Source organism: Corynebacterium sp. UMB0012 (genome assembly GCF_030216265.1).
GTDB lineage: Bacteria > Actinomycetota > Actinomycetes > Mycobacteriales > Mycobacteriaceae > Corynebacterium.
Genome location: NZ_JASOKQ010000002.1, coordinates 36,107 through 53,084, shown reverse-complemented (window position 1 = coordinate 53,084; position 16,978 = coordinate 36,107). Strand labels below are relative to the sequence as shown.

At 58.9% G+C, this 16,978-nt stretch carries 15 protein-coding genes; 6 read left to right on the top strand and 9 right to left on the bottom strand.

Features of this window, described 5'->3' with window-relative positions; all coding sequences use genetic code 11:
- Positions 1-6: 6 nt before the first annotated feature.
- The 5 genes from QP324_RS01320 to QP324_RS01300 form a co-directional block, all read right to left on the bottom strand.
- Positions 7-1,320 (bottom strand): DUF4921 family protein, encoded by a 1,314-nt coding sequence (locus QP324_RS01320; protein ID WP_239277477.1) that lies wholly within the window; start codon positions 1,318-1,320, stop codon positions 7-9.
- Between the two features lie 27 nt (positions 1,321-1,347).
- Positions 1,348-2,100 carry an ABC transporter permease gene (locus QP324_RS01315; RefSeq protein ID WP_005325189.1) on the bottom strand — a complete coding sequence of 251 codons (753 nt, stop codon included), beginning with the start codon at positions 2,098-2,100 and terminating at the stop codon, positions 1,348-1,350.
- Between the two features lie 32 nt (positions 2,101-2,132).
- Positions 2,133-3,032, bottom strand: a complete 900-nt coding sequence (locus QP324_RS01310) for an ABC transporter ATP-binding protein (protein WP_040425320.1) — start codon at positions 3,030-3,032, stop codon at positions 2,133-2,135.
- Positions 3,033-3,098: 66 nt separating this feature from the next.
- A complete protein-coding gene (locus tag QP324_RS01305; protein WP_239277475.1) occupies positions 3,099-3,842 on the bottom strand; it encodes a response regulator transcription factor in 744 nt (247 codons plus the stop codon).
- Positions 3,835-4,641, bottom strand: coding sequence for a sensor histidine kinase (locus QP324_RS01300; protein WP_250408327.1), 807 nt, complete (start codon positions 4,639-4,641; stop codon positions 3,835-3,837). The genes QP324_RS01305 and QP324_RS01300 overlap by 8 nt, the downstream gene beginning before the upstream one ends.
- Positions 4,642-5,086: 445 nt before the next feature.
- On the opposite strand from QP324_RS01300, the gene QP324_RS01295 reads away from it, so the two are divergent.
- On the top strand, positions 5,087-5,908 hold the full coding sequence (locus QP324_RS01295) for a PhzF family phenazine biosynthesis protein (RefSeq protein WP_284814063.1): 822 nt from the start codon (positions 5,087-5,089) through the stop codon (positions 5,906-5,908).
- Positions 5,909-7,264, top strand: a complete 1,356-nt coding sequence (locus tag QP324_RS01290) for a YdiU family protein (protein WP_284814061.1) — start codon at positions 5,909-5,911, stop codon at positions 7,262-7,264. It abuts the gene before it with no gap.
- Positions 7,265-7,349: 85 nt separating this feature from the next.
- On the opposite strand, the gene mqo is transcribed toward QP324_RS01290, so the two are convergent.
- The gene (gene mqo, locus QP324_RS01285) at positions 7,350-8,846 is read right to left on the bottom strand and encodes a malate dehydrogenase (quinone) (RefSeq protein WP_284814059.1); all 1,497 of its coding nucleotides are present in this window, start codon (positions 8,844-8,846) and stop codon (positions 7,350-7,352) included.
- Between the two features lie 264 nt (positions 8,847-9,110).
- Here mqo and QP324_RS01280 point away from each other — a divergent pair, with 264 nt between their 5' ends.
- From QP324_RS01280 to QP324_RS01265, 4 genes are all read left to right on the top strand, one after another.
- A complete protein-coding gene (locus QP324_RS01280; RefSeq protein ID WP_005328696.1) occupies positions 9,111-10,139 on the top strand; it encodes an alpha/beta hydrolase in 1,029 nt (342 codons plus the stop codon).
- A gap of 27 nt (positions 10,140-10,166) precedes the next feature.
- Entirely contained in the window at positions 10,167-11,570 is a 1,404-nt protein-coding gene (gene mtr / locus QP324_RS01275; protein ID WP_284814057.1) for a mycothione reductase, read from the top strand.
- Between the two features lie 316 nt (positions 11,571-11,886).
- A complete protein-coding gene (locus QP324_RS01270) occupies positions 11,887-12,279 on the top strand; it encodes a hypothetical protein (protein WP_005328705.1) in 393 nt (130 codons plus the stop codon).
- A 48-nt stretch (positions 12,280-12,327) separates the two neighbouring features.
- Positions 12,328-12,726: a hypothetical protein gene (locus QP324_RS01265; RefSeq protein WP_005328707.1), complete on the top strand. Its 399-nt coding sequence runs from the start codon at positions 12,328-12,330 to the stop codon at positions 12,724-12,726.
- Positions 12,727-12,920: 194 nt separating this feature from the next.
- On the opposite strand, the gene map is transcribed toward QP324_RS01265, so the two are convergent.
- The 3 genes from map to ispG form a co-directional block, all read right to left on the bottom strand.
- Positions 12,921-13,790 carry a type I methionyl aminopeptidase gene (map, locus tag QP324_RS01260; protein WP_005325202.1) on the bottom strand — a complete coding sequence of 290 codons (870 nt, stop codon included), beginning with the start codon at positions 13,788-13,790 and terminating at the stop codon, positions 12,921-12,923.
- A gap of 66 nt (positions 13,791-13,856) precedes the next feature.
- Entirely contained in the window at positions 13,857-15,710 is a 1,854-nt protein-coding gene (locus tag QP324_RS01255) for a penicillin-binding transpeptidase domain-containing protein (protein WP_284814054.1), read from the bottom strand.
- Between the two features lie 81 nt (positions 15,711-15,791).
- Positions 15,792-16,955 carry a flavodoxin-dependent (E)-4-hydroxy-3-methylbut-2-enyl-diphosphate synthase gene (gene ispG, locus QP324_RS01250; protein ID WP_239277458.1) on the bottom strand — a complete coding sequence of 388 codons (1,164 nt, stop codon included), beginning with the start codon at positions 16,953-16,955 and terminating at the stop codon, positions 15,792-15,794.
- Positions 16,956-16,978: the final 23 nt, after the last annotated feature.

The following is a 16,978-nucleotide window of genomic DNA, read 5'->3' as shown; positions in this document are numbered from 1 at the left end:
GCCCGCTTAGCGCAGCTGCGGGTTATACAGCAGGCTATTGCGCTGCACCGAGCATTCGGTGGCCACGCGGACCGAGCGGGCAACATGCCCGGACTCGCGCAAGGGATAAAGCTGGCTTACTACCCTATCGCGCAGGTCCCAGGGCGAGATGGTGTTGAGGTAAATCTTGGTGCCGCCTTCGAATCCGGCAAGGGTAGAAATGCGGAGCTTGATGAGAATGCGCCATGGCTGAGCGACGTCGACATCGGCAGGCTTGTGGTGCCACTCCTCATTGCAGGGAACCTCGCGGCCGACAGCAGCGTGGGCAGCATGGACGAGGTCGCTCATGGCGCGGATTTCTTCTTCCGACTGCCGCCACGGCTCGCAGGTCGCGGACTTGGAGTAGACCTCCAAGGTGGGATAGCGGTGCCCAAAGCCGGCGAAGAGGACGGCATGGTCGTTTTCCGCAATGATGAGGTTGCGGCTAGCGGCAAAGTCCACCGCCCACTCGTTGTACATATTCATATTGCTGCGCAGCATCTGTACCTCCCGGTGGGAGGCCATGCCGCGGTCATCGATGGCAACGAGTTGCTTGTGCAGGTGCTCAAAGGAGGCGCCGGCTGGCTGCAGCCAATTTTGGAAGGCCACCACATAGGGTGCGTAGCGGTTGCGTTCGTAGAGGTCGCGCATGGCGTCAATAGTCAGCTGCATAAAGAGCAGGTGCTCTTCGGCGCTGAGGGTGCCGGAAGATACCACTTGGGAATCATCCTGTGCACCGCGCTCAAAATGGCGGCCCGCCACGATGACGTCGTGGCCACCTGCGAAAAAGCCCGCCGCCTGTTCTATAAGTTCCTCGTCGCTTGCCTCGGGCAGGTGCGCTGCCTTTCGCTTCGTGCGCACGATATTGAGCACATGTTCACGGCCGGCAGGATCTGCAAGGTAGTTGTCCATGCGTTGGCGGGTCTCAGCATCCATGTCGAAGCCGTAGTTGGCGTGCCAATAGTCAAAGGAGACGATTTCAAACAGATTTGGAATGCGGCGAAAGGCCGGGACGGTGTGGCCGTATTCGCTCAAGGGCAATCCACGCACAATCCCGCCGGACGGCAGGATGCGGGCCTTTTCCGGCGGGGTATCAGTCATGCGCCCTGAACAAAAGGCGCAGCGGTGGGTGAAGTCTTCTTCCTGCAGTGGCTGCGGGTTAGCCACTGGCGTGGACAGCGGGCGGTTGCCGCGGCCCGGCACGGTCCACACTTCGGTCCCGGAGAACGGGTTGACCTGCTTGACCGTGCCATCCCGCATGGTCTGGATAGGTTCTATGCGGGCAAAAAGTGCATCACTCATGCCCACCAGCGTAGTTAGTTCTGGGAGTTATTTGGCGACGGACCGACGGCGGGACACTGCGCACGCACCGCCGACGCAGACTGCCAGCGTGACGCCCAGAATCAAAGCAGACACACCGCGGGAATGGTCCAAGGGGCCCAAATCGCTACCCAGGACCAAGGTCTGCATATTGGCGAAGGGCAGGCAGCTCAACAACGCTTCTGCCCACGAAGCGTCAAATGCCATAAGCGCAGTTTCAAGAACAAAGAACTCCACCACGAGGATCATCGCCGCAAATGTGCCGCTACGCAAGAGATAAGCCAACCCCATAGCCAGCAGGCTAAAGCCGGCCCATTCCAGGTAAGCAAACACCACTCGGTTGCAATCCGGCCACTGGTGAAAGCTTGTGAAGTCAATATCGCCGCCGAGTGCCGCAATCAGCAAGGTTCCCACAGCTATACCCAGCGTGGCAGCGAGCAAGAGTGATACCAGGATGACTAAGAATTGGCTGAGCACTATGCCAACGCGGCGGTTGGAGGAAAGATAAGACCATGCAACGGTTCCCTTTCCTAGGTCACCTCCGACCATCATCGCAGATGCAAAGATCATCACCACCATGGCGAGGTCACTAGCTGCCAAGACATCACTGGATTGAAACTTGCCGTCCGCGGTGCCGTTGAAGTCATAGCCCCAAGCCGTAAGCACGCCGCCGGCGGTCATGCCGAGTGCCACGATGGCGAGGTAGACCCAGGTAGAGCGAAGAGAAAAGAGCTTGCGGGATTCTGAAACCACAGTATTCATAGAAATCTGTCCTTAAAGGTTGGGTTGTGCGTTTAGGCGGAGCGGTAGGCCACGTGGTCGGCGGTCGCGCCGAGGTAGGCCTCTTCCAGGGAGGGCTGTTTGCGTTCCAAGCTGGAGATAAGAATGCGGTTATCCAGGCAGATGCGGCCGATGTCGGAGCCTTCGAGGCCGCGCACGCGCAGGACCTCACCGTCAAAGGAGGTTTCCGCATCGGTGCCGTGCAATAGGCGCAAGAGTTCATCGGGCTGGTCAACGATGACTTCGAGGCTTGCGCCACCAGTTCCGTTGACGAATTCATCCATGGTGCCCTCGCCCAGCAGCTTGCCTTTGCCGATGACTACGAGGCGGTCTGCGGTGAGCTGCATTTCCGAAAGCAGGTGGGAAGATACGAGGACCGAGCAACCGGCCTCGGCGAATTCGCGGATGCGGGCACGCATCCAGTGCACGCCTTCGGGGTCGAGACCGTTGACGGGTTCGTCGAGAAGCAAGTGCTTCGGCTCGCCGATGAGCGCACAAGCAAGGCCCAGGCGCTGCTTCATGCCTAGCGAATAGCCGCCCACGCGCTTGGTGGCTACCTGAGTTAGGCCGACGCGGTCCAAGGTGTCATCCACGTGGTTCATAGACACGCCCTGCAACGCGGCCATGTAGCCCAGGTGAGCACGGGCGCTGCGGCCCGGGTGGAACCAGTTCGCATCCAGCAAGGTGCCCACCATGGTGGCGGGATTGGACAGTTCACGGAAAGGCGTGCCATCAAAAGTCGCGGTGCCGGAAGTCGGAGTCTCCAGACCCACGCACATGCGCATGGTGGTGGACTTGCCGGAACCATTCGGTCCGAGGAAGCCGGTGACTTGACCGTCTGGAACCTCGAAGGAGAGGTCATCTACTGCTTTAAAGGAGCGGAAATTCTTGGAAAGGTGTGAAACTTTGAGCATGGTTCCCATCGTGCCGCCTGACCGGCACAGAGTAACCATCCTTGGGAGTGATTTAGCAGGTCATACCTAGGGATGAGAGAGCAGTTCCTCCACCGAAACCACGCCATGAGTAAGCGCGTAGAGCACGGCATGCACGCGGTCACGCGAGCCGGTTTTCGTCAAGATGTGGCGCACGTGAGTCTTGACCGTGGCCATGGAGACGAACTCGCACTCCGCGATTTCGGTATTCGAATACCCCAGTGCCATCAGCTTGAGGACGTCTAGCTCGCGTGGCGTGAGATCTTCTGCCGGAGGGGCGGTAGCCGCTGCCGCAACGGGGGTGGCATGTGAATTAGGCTGTGACGCGGACTGCTCGCTGCGCAGTTGCTGCAGCACCTGGGCGGTAATGCGCGGTGAAAGGACGGCCTCGCCGGAATGTACGGTGCGAATGGCGGCGAGGAGATTTTCCGGTTCGACGTCTTTGAGCAGGAATCCGGAAGCCCCGGCGGAAATGGCGCCATGGACAAAGTTCTGGTCATCGAAGGTGGTAAGCATAATGACTTGGGTATCCGGGAATTCCGGCAGCAGCCTTTCGGTGGCGGCGATGCCATTGACGCGGGCCATCTGGACATCCATGAGCACAATATCGGCAGGCTGCGCGCGGGCGAGGTCGAGGACTTCATCGCCATCGGATGCCTGCCAGGCAACGTCTAAATCCTCTTGGGAGCCAAGGAGCATGGCGAACCCGGCGCGCACGAGGGGCTGGTCATCTACTAGGCCAATGCGGATGGGAGCGGCATGCGATCTTGCTGGCTGCTCAGAGTTAGTCATTGGGTACCTCCACGGTGATAAAGAAGTGTCCGTCCTCTGTGCGGGTAGCAACGCTGCCGCCATAGGCCCTAACGCGCTCGCTCATCCCGATGAGCCCGTAACCGGGCTCGTGATTGTCCGGCGTGCGTGCGGCCGGGTTATCGGCGCTCAATACTAGGCCGCTTCCAGTAGAGCGAAAGCGCAGCACTCCCCTTTTATCGCGGGAATGCTTGAGCATATTGGTCAAAATCTCTTGCACCACGCGGTAGACGGTGAACTGATAGAGCTCGTCGCTTTCGGTCGGCAGGTCCTCCAGCCCGTGCACGATGATATCGAAACCGCTGCGGCGGGCTTCCGAGATGAGTCCTGCGATATCACTCGCGCCGGGCGCCTTGGTATCGGCGCGGGAATCTCCATCTCGCAGCACAGAGAGCAATCCGCGCATCTGTTTGAGGGAATCGCGGGAGGTAGAGGCTATGGTTTCTAAGGCTTCTGTGGCCGCTGCGGGATTTTTGGCGGCGGCGAACCGGGCGCCGTCGGCAAGCGCGATAACGCCCGCTAAATTATGCGCCACAATGTCATGCATTTCGCGGGCAATGCGGTTGCGCTCTACCGCGCCGGCCATCTCCGCACGTTCAATCAGCAGCTGCTGGTCCTCGCGCTTTTTGCGGTCATTGGTGCCCAGCAAGAAGAAAAAGCCCATGACCGGCCACGCGATGATAACAACGGAGGCTAAGGACACTAGGGGATCAATCTGTGCTCCCTCGAGCCCAAAATCAATATCACTAAAGATAAGGTTTCCAAAATGCTGTGCCCACACAGAGAAAAGGGTGCCTAGGCCTATCCAGGCAATCCATACACGGCGCATGCGCTTCGGGGAATGCGCCCCAATGAGAAAAACGCAATACGCCAAGGGAAAAGCATGGACGTTACTCAGCGCGGCCAAAGGGGTAAAAAGACACAGGGTAAAGACAATAGCGATTGCGCCTATCGCCTTTTCCTTCAACTTAGGATGCAGCCACAACGCCAATGGGAGAACCACGCAATAAAGAATTAAAACGCCCCTGTGAAAGAGGGAATCCCCGTCCACTACATCAGCAGCATAAGAAACCGAAGAAACCCAGAAAAACAGCGGAATGAGAATTCTCCACGGTGGGCCTACCCACGCGCGAAGTGCATCGGGCCATAGCTTCTTCATGGCTTTCTAGGCTAGCGCAGGCTCTAAGCCTTAGTCCTCATCCCTGGGGCTGACTAGACTGGCGGGCATGCGCCACGAGTTCTTTGAGGTTGATGTTTTTGCCACGGGTGCCTTTAACGGCAATGCCTTGGCGGTGATTGCGGGCGCCGATGGCCTAAGTACCGAGCAGATGCAGGCAATCGCGAACTGGACCAACTTTTCTGAAACCACCTTCTTGCTCGAGCCTAGCGACGCCCGCGCGGACTACCGCGTCCGCATTTTCACCCCGTACGAAGAGTTTGATTTCGCCGGCCATCCCACGCTGGGTAGCGCTGCCGCGTGGCGGGCGCTGGGCAATAGCCCGCAGTCGGAGGGAACTATCGTCCAAGAATGCGGCGTGGGCTTGGTAACCGTCCGCCAAGAGGGCGAAGTCTTTTCCTTTGCTACCCCGCCGCTGCGCCGCGAAGAACCGCTGAGCCCGGCGGAGCTGAAGGAGGCCTGCGCTGGGTTGGGGCTAGATAGCGCGGATATTGTGGACCATGGCTGGGTGGACAATGGCCCGGGCTGGCGCCTGCTTCAATTGCGCGACGCCGCGGCGGTGCGCGCGGTTGAGCCCCGGGCCGAGCGCCCCAAGGTCGGCGTTGTGGGTCTTAATCCCAACGCCGCAGAGAGCAAGCCGGCCTATGAGGTGCGGGCCTTTACCACCCAATTCGAAGACCCAGTCACCGGTTCTTTCAACGGCGGCGCCGCGCAGTTTATGCGCTCACGCAACCTCGTCCCGCCACTCTATACCGCAACACAAGGCAGCCAGATTGGCCGGGCGGGAGAAGTATTTATCAACGATGACGGCACGGATATTTGGGTGGGCGGTCGCGCCCAGATTCGCGTGCGCGGAACACTGGAGGTCTAGATGCAGCTCCACCACGATTTTGCCCAAAAGCTTCCCCACTTGGTTCGCCCCACCGAGGGTGAGGAGCAGCCGAACCCACAGATGGTCATCCTCAACGAGGAACTGGCCACCAAGTTGGGCCTCGACCCAGACTGGCTGCGATCCTCCGAGGGCGTAGATTTCCTTACCGGCCGCGCGTGCGGCCACGCCATGGCCTATTCCGGCTTCCAATTCGGTGCGTTTAACCCGCAAATGGGAGACGGCCGGGCCATGCTCTTGGGCGAGGTGGAAAAGGACGGCCGGTTATGGGATCTCCATGCCAAGGGAACTGGGCTTACTCCCTTTTCCCGCCTCGGGTCCGATGGCCGCGGAACGCTGTCTTCCATGCTGCGCGAGTACCTAGTCTCTGAGGCTATGCATGCCTTGGGGGTTCCCACCACCCGGGCGCTGGCGGTTATTTCCACCGGACAGCCCATTCAGCGCGGGCACGTGCAACCGGCCGGCATTGTGGTACGCGTAGCGGCCAGCCATATCCGCGTCGGCACTTTCCATCTTGCCGCGCAGACGGATTACACCCGACAGTTGGCCGACTATGCCATTGCGCGCCACTACCCTGGAGCGGACTACCAGGAGTTTTTCACCCAGGTGATGGATGCGCAGATCCGCACAGTGTCCCACTGGATGCGCTTGGGCTTTATTCACGGCGTGATGAATACGGATAACACCACCATCTCTGGCGAGACCATTGACTATGGCCCCTGTGCCTTTATGGAGGCCTATTCGCCATCAACGGTCTTTTCCAGCATCGATAGGCAGGGCCGTTATGCCTTTGGCAATCAGCCCTCCATTCTGGGATGGAACCTGGCCCGCTTGGCGGAATCCCTCCTGCCGCTTTTTGATATGAACATGAATAAGGCCATGGACTTTGCCCAAGAATCCATCAACGGCTTTACCGACCGCTTTGAGCACCAGCACAGGGCAGATTTGGCACAGGCTTTGGATACCTCTCGAGAGGTCGCTTCTTCTTATGCGGCTGCCATGCAGCTCAACGGCCCAGATATCACGCTCGCTCACCGCGCTCTTGCCGACGCCGCCGCGGGCCACCCCACCCACGCCCGCGAGCTCTTTGCCGAGGGTGACTTCTTGGATGACTACCTTGCGTCCTCGCCCGATCCTTCCCGCGTCGATAATGCCATGCCGCGGGTGATCCCGCGCAACCTCGCCGTAGAATCCGCGCTGGATGCTGCCGAACGCGGGGAGTTGGGCCCGTATCAGGAGCTTCTCCACGCGGTCACCCACCCGTGGGAGCCCAACCCAACGTTCGAATCGCCGGATCCTAATGGTCTCGAGGGCTACCTCACCTACTGCGGCACCTAGGGCTGCCATTACCGGCCTAGGACGCACGAAACCCCCGCACCGCCAACGTGGCGGCGCGGGGGCGCGTAGGGAGGAAAGCTAGCTTTTAGCGGTCCAGCTTCAGGGTCTTCTGGGTGTACTCCCACATTTCGTCGTACAGCTTCTCATCGTTGCGCAGCTTGATGCCATAAGACGGAACCATCTCGCGGATCTTGTCTGCCCAATCAATCATGTGCTCGCCGAAGCAACGCTCCAGCAGCTCCAGCATGACGGCCGGGGCAATGGATGCACCTGGGGAAGCGCCGAGCAGGCCGGCAATATTGCCCTCCTGGTTGTTCACCAAGGTGGTGCCGAACTCGAGGGAGCCGAACTGCGGAGCACCAGCAGGCTTAATCACCTGGACGCGCTGGCCAGCGATAACGGTTTCCCAGTCGCTTTCCTTTGCTTCCGGTACGTACTCGCGCAGGGCTTCCACGCGGTCCGAGAAGCTCTTGCGCACCTCATCGACCAGGTACTTGGTCAGGCCGAACTCCTGCACGGCAACGCCGAGGTAAGAGGTGATGTTGTCTGGGCGGATGGACTTGAACAGGTCCAGGTAGGTGCCCTTCTTCAGGAACTTCGGGCTCCAACCACCGTAAGGACCGAAGAGCAGGCCCTTCTCACCGTCGATCACGCGGGTATCCAGGTGCGGCACCGACATTGGTGGGGCGCCCACGGCAGCCTTGCCGTAGACCTTAGCCTGGTGCTGCTCGATAAGCTCTGGGTTCTTTGAGCGCAGCCACAGACCGGATACTGGGAAGCCTGCGTAACCGGCAACTTCCTTCACCTTTGCCTTGCGCAGCAGGTCCAGGGCGTAACCGCCAGCACCAACGAAGACGAACTCTGCCTTAACTACGGTGATGTCACCGGTGTGCTTGTTCTTGGAGTACACCTTCCACGCGGAGCCATCGCGCTTGATGTCGATGACCTCGTGTCCGTAGCGGATCTCGGTGCCGGAAGCCTTAGCTGCGGTCAGGAACTGCTTGGTCAGCGCGCCAAAGTTGACGTCGGTACCAGCGTCGGTCCAAGAAATGGCCACCTTATTGGAGAAGTCACGGCCCTTCGCCATCAGCGGCAGCTTCTCAGCAAAATCGGAATCGTCCGCGGAGAACTGCATGCCCGGGAACATGTGCTTCTCGCTCAGCACATCATAACGGCGCTTGAGGTAATCCACCTGGATTTCGCCCTGTGCGAAGGACACGTGCGGAACCGGATTAATGAATTCGCTCGGGTCGGTGAGAATACCGTTGTTGAGCTGGTGGGACCAGAACTGGCGAGACTTCTGGAACTTCTCGTTGATGCCCAGAGCCTTGGAGATATCAATGCGGCCGTTCTTCTCCGGGGTGTAGTTCAGCTCGCACAGTGCGGAGTGGCCGGTACCGGCGTTATTCCACGGGGAGGAGGACTCCAATGCGGGGCCATCGAGGCGCTCAAAGACCATTTGGGTCCAGCTGGGCTCCAACTCGCGGAGCATAGCACCCAGGGTGGCGCTCATGATGCCAGCACCGATTAGTGCTACATCGACCTCGTCTACAACCTGTGCTGTCTTCTTAGCGGAGGACACTGTGTTATTACCTCTTCGAATTGAAAATAGATATCCATCGGCGCGGTCTACGCCTTGATTTTTAGCGCTTAGCGCCCCGCGCCACCATCGCTGCACTATGACAACCTGGCAGTGCGTCACGCATTAAGGCCTTACTCTACGCTTTTCTCATCCAATTTGGGATTTCTCCCCCAGACCAGTGGCGAAAATGTGGGAATTTCCGCCCCCACTATTTACACCCCACCGGCAGCACCATAAATTCTTCGTTGCACCTAGAATCGAGGCATGGTTACACACTCCCCGGTATGGGGCCCAGACAAGCTTGGCCCTGACTATGAAGCTGCCACCATTGACTTGGGTACAGACCCCGATGGCGAGGGCGACGTGGTCACCACCCTGGTGCACTACGCGCCGGAGCATGCGGGCGATACTGCACGTGAGTCAGCCGCCCCGTCTCGCCCGGCACTGGTGTGGCTACACGGCATGACCGATTATTTCTTCCACACCCACGTAGCCGAGCACTTTGCCGCCGAGGGTTATGACTTTTATGCCATCGATCTGCGCAAGTGCGGCCGCTCGCGCCGCTCGGGCCAGTCGTGGCACTATGCTTCGGACCTGGCGCTGTACTTTACAGACCTCACCGCCGCTCTTGATGCGATCCCCAATGATGAAGTCATCTTCATCGCCCACTCCACCGGTGGCTTGATCGCCCCGCTGTGGATGGATCATCTGCGCCGAACCGACCAAGAACGCCACCAACGCTTGGCGGGCCTCATCCTTAATAGTCCATGGCTGGACATGATGGGCGTGCCCGGCCAGGTCCTCACTCCCCTCAAGCCGCTGCTCTACACATTGGGCCGCATCGCCCCCATGACTCCCCTGCCTGGTGGCAACCTCACTGCTTACGGCGAGTCCGTGCATAAGGATTTCTACGGCGAATGGAATTTTGACCTCCGCTTTAAGCCACTGGCGGGCCATAAGAAATATGTCGGTTGGATAGCCGCGGTATTCCACGGCTTTGATGCTATTCACAGCGGCCGCGTTGATGCCGGTGTCCCCATCTTGACGCTGCAGTCCACTCGCACCCAATTGGGTCAGCCTTACTCCGACAGCGTGAACCACGCAGATGTCATCATCGACGTTGCGCAAACGCGGCGCTGGGCAAAGGAACTTAGTGCCCACTACACCTTGCATCCCATCAAGGGGGCTAGGCACGATGTGTTCCTATCGCTTCCGGACCCGCTCCAAGAAGCTTTTGACGCCTGTGACAAGTGGCTGCCCACCGTCCTAGAAACCCCACAATCTACTCAGTAATTAAGCCCCTATATATAAGGAATAAACGTGACTACTTCACACCAGTCCCACACGCCCGCTGCCGAGGAACATTTCGACCTCATCATCATCGGCACTGGCTCCGGAAACTCCATCCCTAGCCCGGATTTTGATGACCGGAAAATCGCCATCATTGAAAAGGGCACCTTTGGCGGGACCTGCCTCAACGTAGGCTGCATTCCCACCAAGATGTATGTCTACACCGCCGATATTGCCCTAGCGGCGCGCGAGGCCGGCCGGCTCGGCCTTGATGCTCAGGTCACTAGCGTGGATTGGGATTCCATCGTGGACCGGGTCTTTACCAACCGCATCGACCAGATTGCCCAGGGCGGCGAACAGTACCGTCGCGGCGAAGAAACCCCGAACATTACCGTGTTTGATGAGCACGCCCGTTTCGTCGGCCCGAAGACCATTCAGACCGGCGAGCATGTCATCAGCGGCGACCAGATCGTCATTGCCGCCGGCTCCCGTCCGGTCATTCCGGAGGTCTATGCCAACTCGGGCGTGAAGTACTACACCAATGAAGACATCATGCGCATGGACCACCAGCCAGAAAGCCTCATCGTGGTAGGCGGTGGCTATATCGCCATGGAGTTTGCTCATGTCTTTGACGGCCTCGGCACCAAGGTCACCGTGGTCAATCGCTCCGAGACCTTGCTACGCCACCTGGATGATGACCTATCTAGCCGCTTCAACCAGATTGCTCGCGATCGCTTCGACGTGCGCATAGCCAATGGCACCAAGCTCGAGGAAACTGACACGGGCGTGCGGTTGGAGCTCGACAATGGTGAGTCCGTGGAAGCAGAAGCGATTCTGGTTGCTACTGGGCGCACCCCAAACGGCGATCAGATGGATCTGGACAAGGCGGGCATTGAACTGCTTGCCGACGCCCGCGTGAGCACCGACGAGTTCGGCCGCACCACCGCCGAGGGTGTTTGGGCGCTCGGCGATGTCTCTTCTCCATATATGCTCAAGCACGTAGCCAATGCGGAGACACGCGCAGTGCAGCATAACCTGCTCCACCCAGAAGATCTCCGCCCACTGCCCCACGACAATGTCCCCGCCGCCATCTTTACCCACCCACAAATCGCCACAGTGGGCCTAACTGAGAAGCAGGCGCAACAGAAGGGCTTCGACGTCACCGTCAAGGTACAGAACTTTGGCGACGTTGCCTACGGCTGGGCTATGGAAGATCACACCGGAATCTGCAAGCTGGTAGCAGACCGCTCCACTGGGCAGCTTCTCGGCGCGCACCTGATGGGCCCGCAGGCCTCAACCTTGATCCAGCAATTGATTACCGCGATGGCCTACAAGTTGGACATGCGGGAATTCACTCGCAACCAATATTGGATCCACCCTGCGCTGCCAGAAGTAGTGGAAAATACCCTTTTGGGACTGGAGTGGAATAAGTGAACTGTTACGTGATCCTTCTCACACTCCTCCAGTTTCTTCCCAGGGTTTAGGACGTTTTCCCACTTCACGCCAAGGAAGTCCCATTCACAATTTCAGGAAATTCACCACCATAAAGGGGCCCAAATTAATTTAATCGCTGAAATTCCGGTCTTTGACGTGCAAAAGGACGGGAGTTTTACTAAATTCACTTGGGACACCGGCTCGAGCCGATACGAACACGGCTACCGCGTGTTTATGAATACCGCCTGTGTATTCAATAACACTTTGGTTTCCCAGTGCGGAAGCCTTGCAAGTACGACTTTTAAGGAATTTTGATATGCGTATCCGCAATGCAGCAATCGCTGGCGCAACCGCTCTCGCCGTTGCCTTCGGCGGCACCACCGTCGCTTCCGCTGCCGACACCGTCAACCAGAACGGCAACAACGTCACCGTAGAGCAGGCTAACCCTTCCAAGACTGGTAAAGGCCAGGCCGAGGACCAGACTCCAGAGGACTACACCCCTTCCCTGTCCTCCAAGCTTGGCCACAAGCTCGAGGGCGACAAGGCAGCTAACGGCGTTGCCATCTTTGGTTCTTCCAAGGACTTCTCCGGCCAGCCAGCATGGGCAAAGGTCTTCTACGGTGCAACCGTTGTAGCAGGCGTTGGTGCCCTGCTCGGCGGCATCATCGGCCCTGTTTACAACTTCTTCGTACACGGCCCGTCCTTCTAAGCAACAGCCACACGGCTCAATCAAAACTTCCGAAAGGTAATTTTCACAATGCGTAACTTCCGCACCGCAGCCGTTGCTGCTGCTACCGCTGTCACCGTAGCTTTCGGCGGCGTTGCCGTCGCTTCTGCAGAGTCCTCCACCGCCAACGAGAGCACCGGTTCCTCCCTGTCCTCCAGCTCCTTCACCCAGAAGGGCAAGGAGTGGGGCGCATGGACTCCGGGCGAGGACGGCAAGCCGGTAGTAACTGCAGACAACCAGGTCACCGGCGAGGACATGTTCGGCAAGGAAACCTCCGAAACCATCCCGGAGTGGGCTTCCAACTGGAAGAAGGGTGCTACCGCACTGGGCATCACCTCCGTTATCGGCGCAATCATCGGCGCTTACAACTACGCTGTTTACAACGGCATCATCCCGCAGCACATCCTGGACCCAATCTTCCGCCGCTAATTGTTAGCCGCAGATTGGCTCTAGATAGCTAGGGCTTGCACGGGCCTCGTTCTTGTAACGAGGCCCTTTTTGCTATATATAGTCGCTCCGATACGGCCGACTGCTCCGTGGGAAGTCGGCAAGAATACAAAGGCCGCCTCCACTCCCCTTCTCTGGAAATGGAGGCGGCCTTCAGTTTGTTCTGAGACTAAGTACTAGTCCTCATCTGGAATGGTAAGGATTTCATTGCCGTCTTCGGTGATGACGAGGGTGTGCTCAAACTGGGCAGTGAACTTGCCGTCGGTGTTTTGGACGGTCCAGTCATCATCCCAGATCTCGTAATCCAAGGAGCCGAGGTTAATCATCGGCTCAACAGTTAGGGTCATGCCAGGCTCAAGGATGTCGCGGTACACGGTCGAGTCATGGTGTAGGACCACAAGACCGTTGTGGAAGGTTGGGCCGACGCCGTGGCCGGTGAAATCGCGCACGACGTTGTAGCCGAAGCGCTTGGCATAAGACTCAATAACGCGGCCAATGACGTTAATCTCACGGCCGGGCTTTGCGGCCTTGATACCGCGCATGGTGGCCTCCTTGGTGCGCTCTACCAGCAGGCGGTGTTCCTCGGAAACATTACCGGCAAGGAAGGTGGCGTTATTATCGCCGTGGACGCCATTCTTATAAGCGGTGATATCGATATTGACGATGTCGCCATCCTCAATCACGGTGGTATCCGGGATGCCGTGGCAGACAATCTCGTTGAGGGACACGCAGCTGGACTTGGGGAAGCCGCGGTAGCCCAGCGTGGACGGGTAAGCGCCGTGGTCACACATGTACTCGTGCGCGACGCGGTCTACATAATCGGTAGTTACGCCCGGCTGCACGGCCTTTCCCGCCTCCTTGAGGGCGTTGGCTGCAATCTTGCAGGCCTCACGCATCTTCTCAATGACCTCTGGGGACTGGACGTAGGGCTCGCCTACGGCCTCCTGCACCTCGTCTTTCCACACGTACTCGGGGCGCTCAATGCTCTCCGGCACGGTGAGGATCGGAGTGGGCTTGCCTGGCTTTAGCTTTCCTCGATTACTCATGGTTTCCCATGGTAGTCCTCTGCGCCCATAATGCAGCAGCCGGGGTCACGAGGACAGGCGGGGTTTCTACCCTTCGGCCGGCGGAGCCGCACCCTCGTGCGGTCCGGACCGGTAGTCATCGACCTTCTGCAAGAAGTTGCTAGTGATATTGACCGAGACATCGGAGCCGCCGCCCAAAACCACGAGGGTGGCAAAGGCGATATCGTCTTCTTCCCGGTAACCGGTAAACCAGGCGTGCGAACCTTCATTAATCTCGGCCTCACCGGTCTTGCCGTAAATCGTGCCACCCGCTGCCATGCTGCGGGCAGTACCGTTGGTGACTACTTGGCGCATCATGCCGCGGACGTTATCTAGCACAGGCTTCGAAATCTGCTGCGGCTTGTCGGAGGCTTTGGTTTCGTGGCCTTCGATAAGCGTGGGCGTAGGCGTCTTGCCATTAGCAACCGTTGCGGAGACAAGAGCCATGCCGAAAGGGCTAGCCAAGTCGTAACCCTGTCCATAGCCAGCTTCAGTGCGCTCCAGTGGTTCTTTGCCCTCTGGAATGGAACCGGTAATGGTAGTAAGGCCTGGGATATCGTATTCCACGCCGAAGCCAAACTTCTTTCCCATGTCTTTCAACTCACCAGGCTTAAGCTTGGTGGAGATATCCGCGAAAGTAGTGTTGCACGATTGTGCAAAGGCTTGGCTGAGCGGAACGCTGCCTAGGGCGAAGGCATTATAGTTGGTCACCACGCGGCCAAAGATATCCATGGTGCCCGGGCACGGAACGATGGTATCGGTATTAAGCCCCTGCTTTTCTACGCCGGCCGCTGCGGTGAGAATCTTGAACACCGAGCCCGGCGGGTACTGGCCTTGGAGGGCTACGTCGCCGTCTTCATCGGCCTTCTCGGTTTGGGCGACGGCCAAGATATCGCCGTTGGAGGGACGGATGGCTACGAGCATGGCTTGGGAATCAGCACGCTCATTGACCGCCTCCTGCGCGGCCCGCTGCACGTCGTAGTCCAGACCTACCTTGATCGATGGTGCCGCGTCAGGGTCGTGCTTTTCCACATCAGAGAGTGCTGCGCCATTCTCATTGACCACAGAAATGGACCAGCCGGTTTGGCCATCAACCTCATCCTGAACCGCGGAACGCACGCGCGACATCAGATCGGGTGCCAGGCCACGGTCGCGGGTGACCAGAGCCGGTTCTTCATTGAGGCGCACGCCGTCTATGCCTTCCACCTTGGGGCGCACGGTCTTGGCTTGATCCTCCGTAAACATGGTGACGGAAAAGGAGCCGTCTGCATCCTCCAATTTTTTCGCCAGATCCTTGGCATCCATCTCCGCAATGGAGTCATCCTGGCGGTGAGCGGCAGCTAGTGCGCCGCTGATCTTGGAAGCGGTGGGACGCACATCATCCAGCGAGCTGGTATCTACCACCAGCCGGTAGTTCAGCCCCGGGCGCATCAGTTCCACTCCATTGGAAGACACCACGCTGGCGCGCTCTGCTTCCAGTGCGCGCAGTTCCAGGTGCTGATTTGCTCCCAGGTCGGGGTGGATAAGGCTCGGCTTCCACCGCACCGTCCACTCATCCTCAGTCTTGGTCAGCGTCATCTGCGTGTCATAGCTCAAGGTACGTTCCTTGGGAAGGTCCCAGGTGACCTTGTAGTTGGCCGTGGCGAGGTTCTCATCTTGGTCCACGCCTTCAAGCTCAATGTCGAGTCCCTCGGCCTGCAGGCCGGAGTAGGTGGCATCGAGGGCGGAGGTGGCGTCCGAGGGGGCGTCGGTAAGCGCGGCTAAACCGTCATTATTGCGGGACTCCATCCCCTGGAGGAATTCTTCCGCCACCGGTTCCGCAGAAACCGGCTTCGGAGTACAGGAAACCACGCTGGTGGAGGCGAGCGTGATAGTTGCAACCAGCGCGACCAACTTCTTCATGTCTTGGCACTCTAGCAGCGCAAGCGCCAAAAAAGACTGCCCCACACCGAAGTGCGGGGCAGTCTGCTCAAAGTGGGTGAATTACTGGGTTACGCGAACCTCAGCCTTGGCGCCTTCCACGGCTTCCATACCCTGCTCATCGGCAATGCGCATGGCCTCTTCAATGAGGGTCTCCACGATCTTGTCTTCCGGCACGGTGCGAACAACCTCGCCCTTAACAAAGATCTGACCCTTGCCATTGCCAGAAGCAACACCGAGATCGGCATCGCGGGCCTCGCCTGGGCCGTTGACAACACAGCCCATCACGGCAACGCGCAGCGGGAACTCCATGCCGTCCAAGCCGGCGGTAACTTCTTCTGCCAGCTTGTAAACGTCCACCTGGGCGCGGCCGCAGGACGGGCAGGAGACGATTTCCAACTTGCGCGGGCGCAGGTTGAGCGACTGCAGAATCTGGTCGCCCACCTTGATTTCCTCTACCGGCGGGGCGGACAGGGACACGCGAATGGTATCGCCAATGCCCTCTGCCAGCAGTGCACCGAAGGCCACGGAAGACTTGATGGTGCCCATGAACTTCGGACCGGCCTCGGTCACGCCAAGGTGCAGCGGGTAATCAGTCTTTTCCGCCAGCTGGCGGTAGGCCTCCACCATCAGGACCGGATCGGAGTGCTTAACGGAAATAGCGATATCGCCATAACCGTGCTCCTCAAAGAGGCCAGCTTCCCAGATAGCGGACTCGACGAGTGCTTCCGGGGTGGCCTTGCCGTACTTTTCCAGCAGGCGCTTGTCCAAGGAGCCACCATTCACGCCGATGCGGATGGGAATGCCGGCATCGCCGGCTGCCTTAGCGACTTCCTTCACGCGGCCGTCAAACTCGCGGATATTGCCCGGGTTCACGCGGATGGCGGCGCAGCCAGCGTCGATGGCCTGGAAGATGTACTTAGGCTGGAAGTGGATATCCGCAATCACCGGGATCGGGGACTTCTTGGCAATGGCCGGAAGTGCCTCCGCATCAACAGGCTTAGGGCAAGCCACGCGCACGATATCGCAACCGGAAGCAGTCAGCTGCGCGATCTGCTGCAACGTGCCGTTAATGTCGTGCGTCTTGGTATTGGTCATCGACTGCACCGAGATGGGTGAGTCAGAGCCGACGCCGACCGGGCCCACCTGCAGCTGACGAGTCTTGCGGCGCGGGTGCAGGACTGGTGGTGGGCCGTCTGGGATTCCTAGACCGATGGGGGTCGACATGAATTCTCCTTGTTGAAGCACAG

Excerpts from the sequence above, each read along its gene's own strand:
- QP324_RS01320 (WP_239277477.1), bottom strand. The coding sequence starts at position 1,320 with ATGAGTGATGCACTTTTTGCCCGCATAGAACCTATCCAGACCATGCGG.
- QP324_RS01315 (WP_005325189.1), bottom strand. The coding sequence starts at position 2,100 with ATGAATACTGTGGTTTCAGAATCCCGCAAGCTCTTTTCTCTTCGCTCT.
- QP324_RS01310 (WP_040425320.1), bottom strand. The coding sequence starts at position 3,032 with ATGCTCAAAGTTTCACACCTTTCCAAGAATTTCCGCTCCTTTAAAGCA.
- QP324_RS01305 (WP_239277475.1), bottom strand. The coding sequence starts at position 3,842 with ATGACTAACTCTGAGCAGCCAGCAAGATCGCATGCCGCTCCCATCCGC.
- QP324_RS01295 (WP_284814063.1), top strand. The coding sequence starts at position 5,087 with ATGCGCCACGAGTTCTTTGAGGTTGATGTTTTTGCCACGGGTGCCTTT.
- QP324_RS01290 (WP_284814061.1), top strand. The coding sequence starts at position 5,909 with ATGCAGCTCCACCACGATTTTGCCCAAAAGCTTCCCCACTTGGTTCGC.
- QP324_RS01280 (WP_005328696.1), top strand. The coding sequence starts at position 9,111 with ATGGTTACACACTCCCCGGTATGGGGCCCAGACAAGCTTGGCCCTGAC.
- QP324_RS01270 (WP_005328705.1), top strand. The coding sequence starts at position 11,887 with ATGCGTATCCGCAATGCAGCAATCGCTGGCGCAACCGCTCTCGCCGTT.
- QP324_RS01265 (WP_005328707.1), top strand. The coding sequence starts at position 12,328 with ATGCGTAACTTCCGCACCGCAGCCGTTGCTGCTGCTACCGCTGTCACC.
- map (WP_005325202.1), bottom strand. The coding sequence starts at position 13,790 with ATGAGTAATCGAGGAAAGCTAAAGCCAGGCAAGCCCACTCCGATCCTC.
- QP324_RS01255 (WP_284814054.1), bottom strand. The coding sequence starts at position 15,710 with ATGAAGAAGTTGGTCGCGCTGGTTGCAACTATCACGCTCGCCTCCACC.
- ispG (WP_239277458.1), bottom strand. The coding sequence starts at position 16,955 with ATGTCGACCCCCATCGGTCTAGGAATCCCAGACGGCCCACCACCAGTC.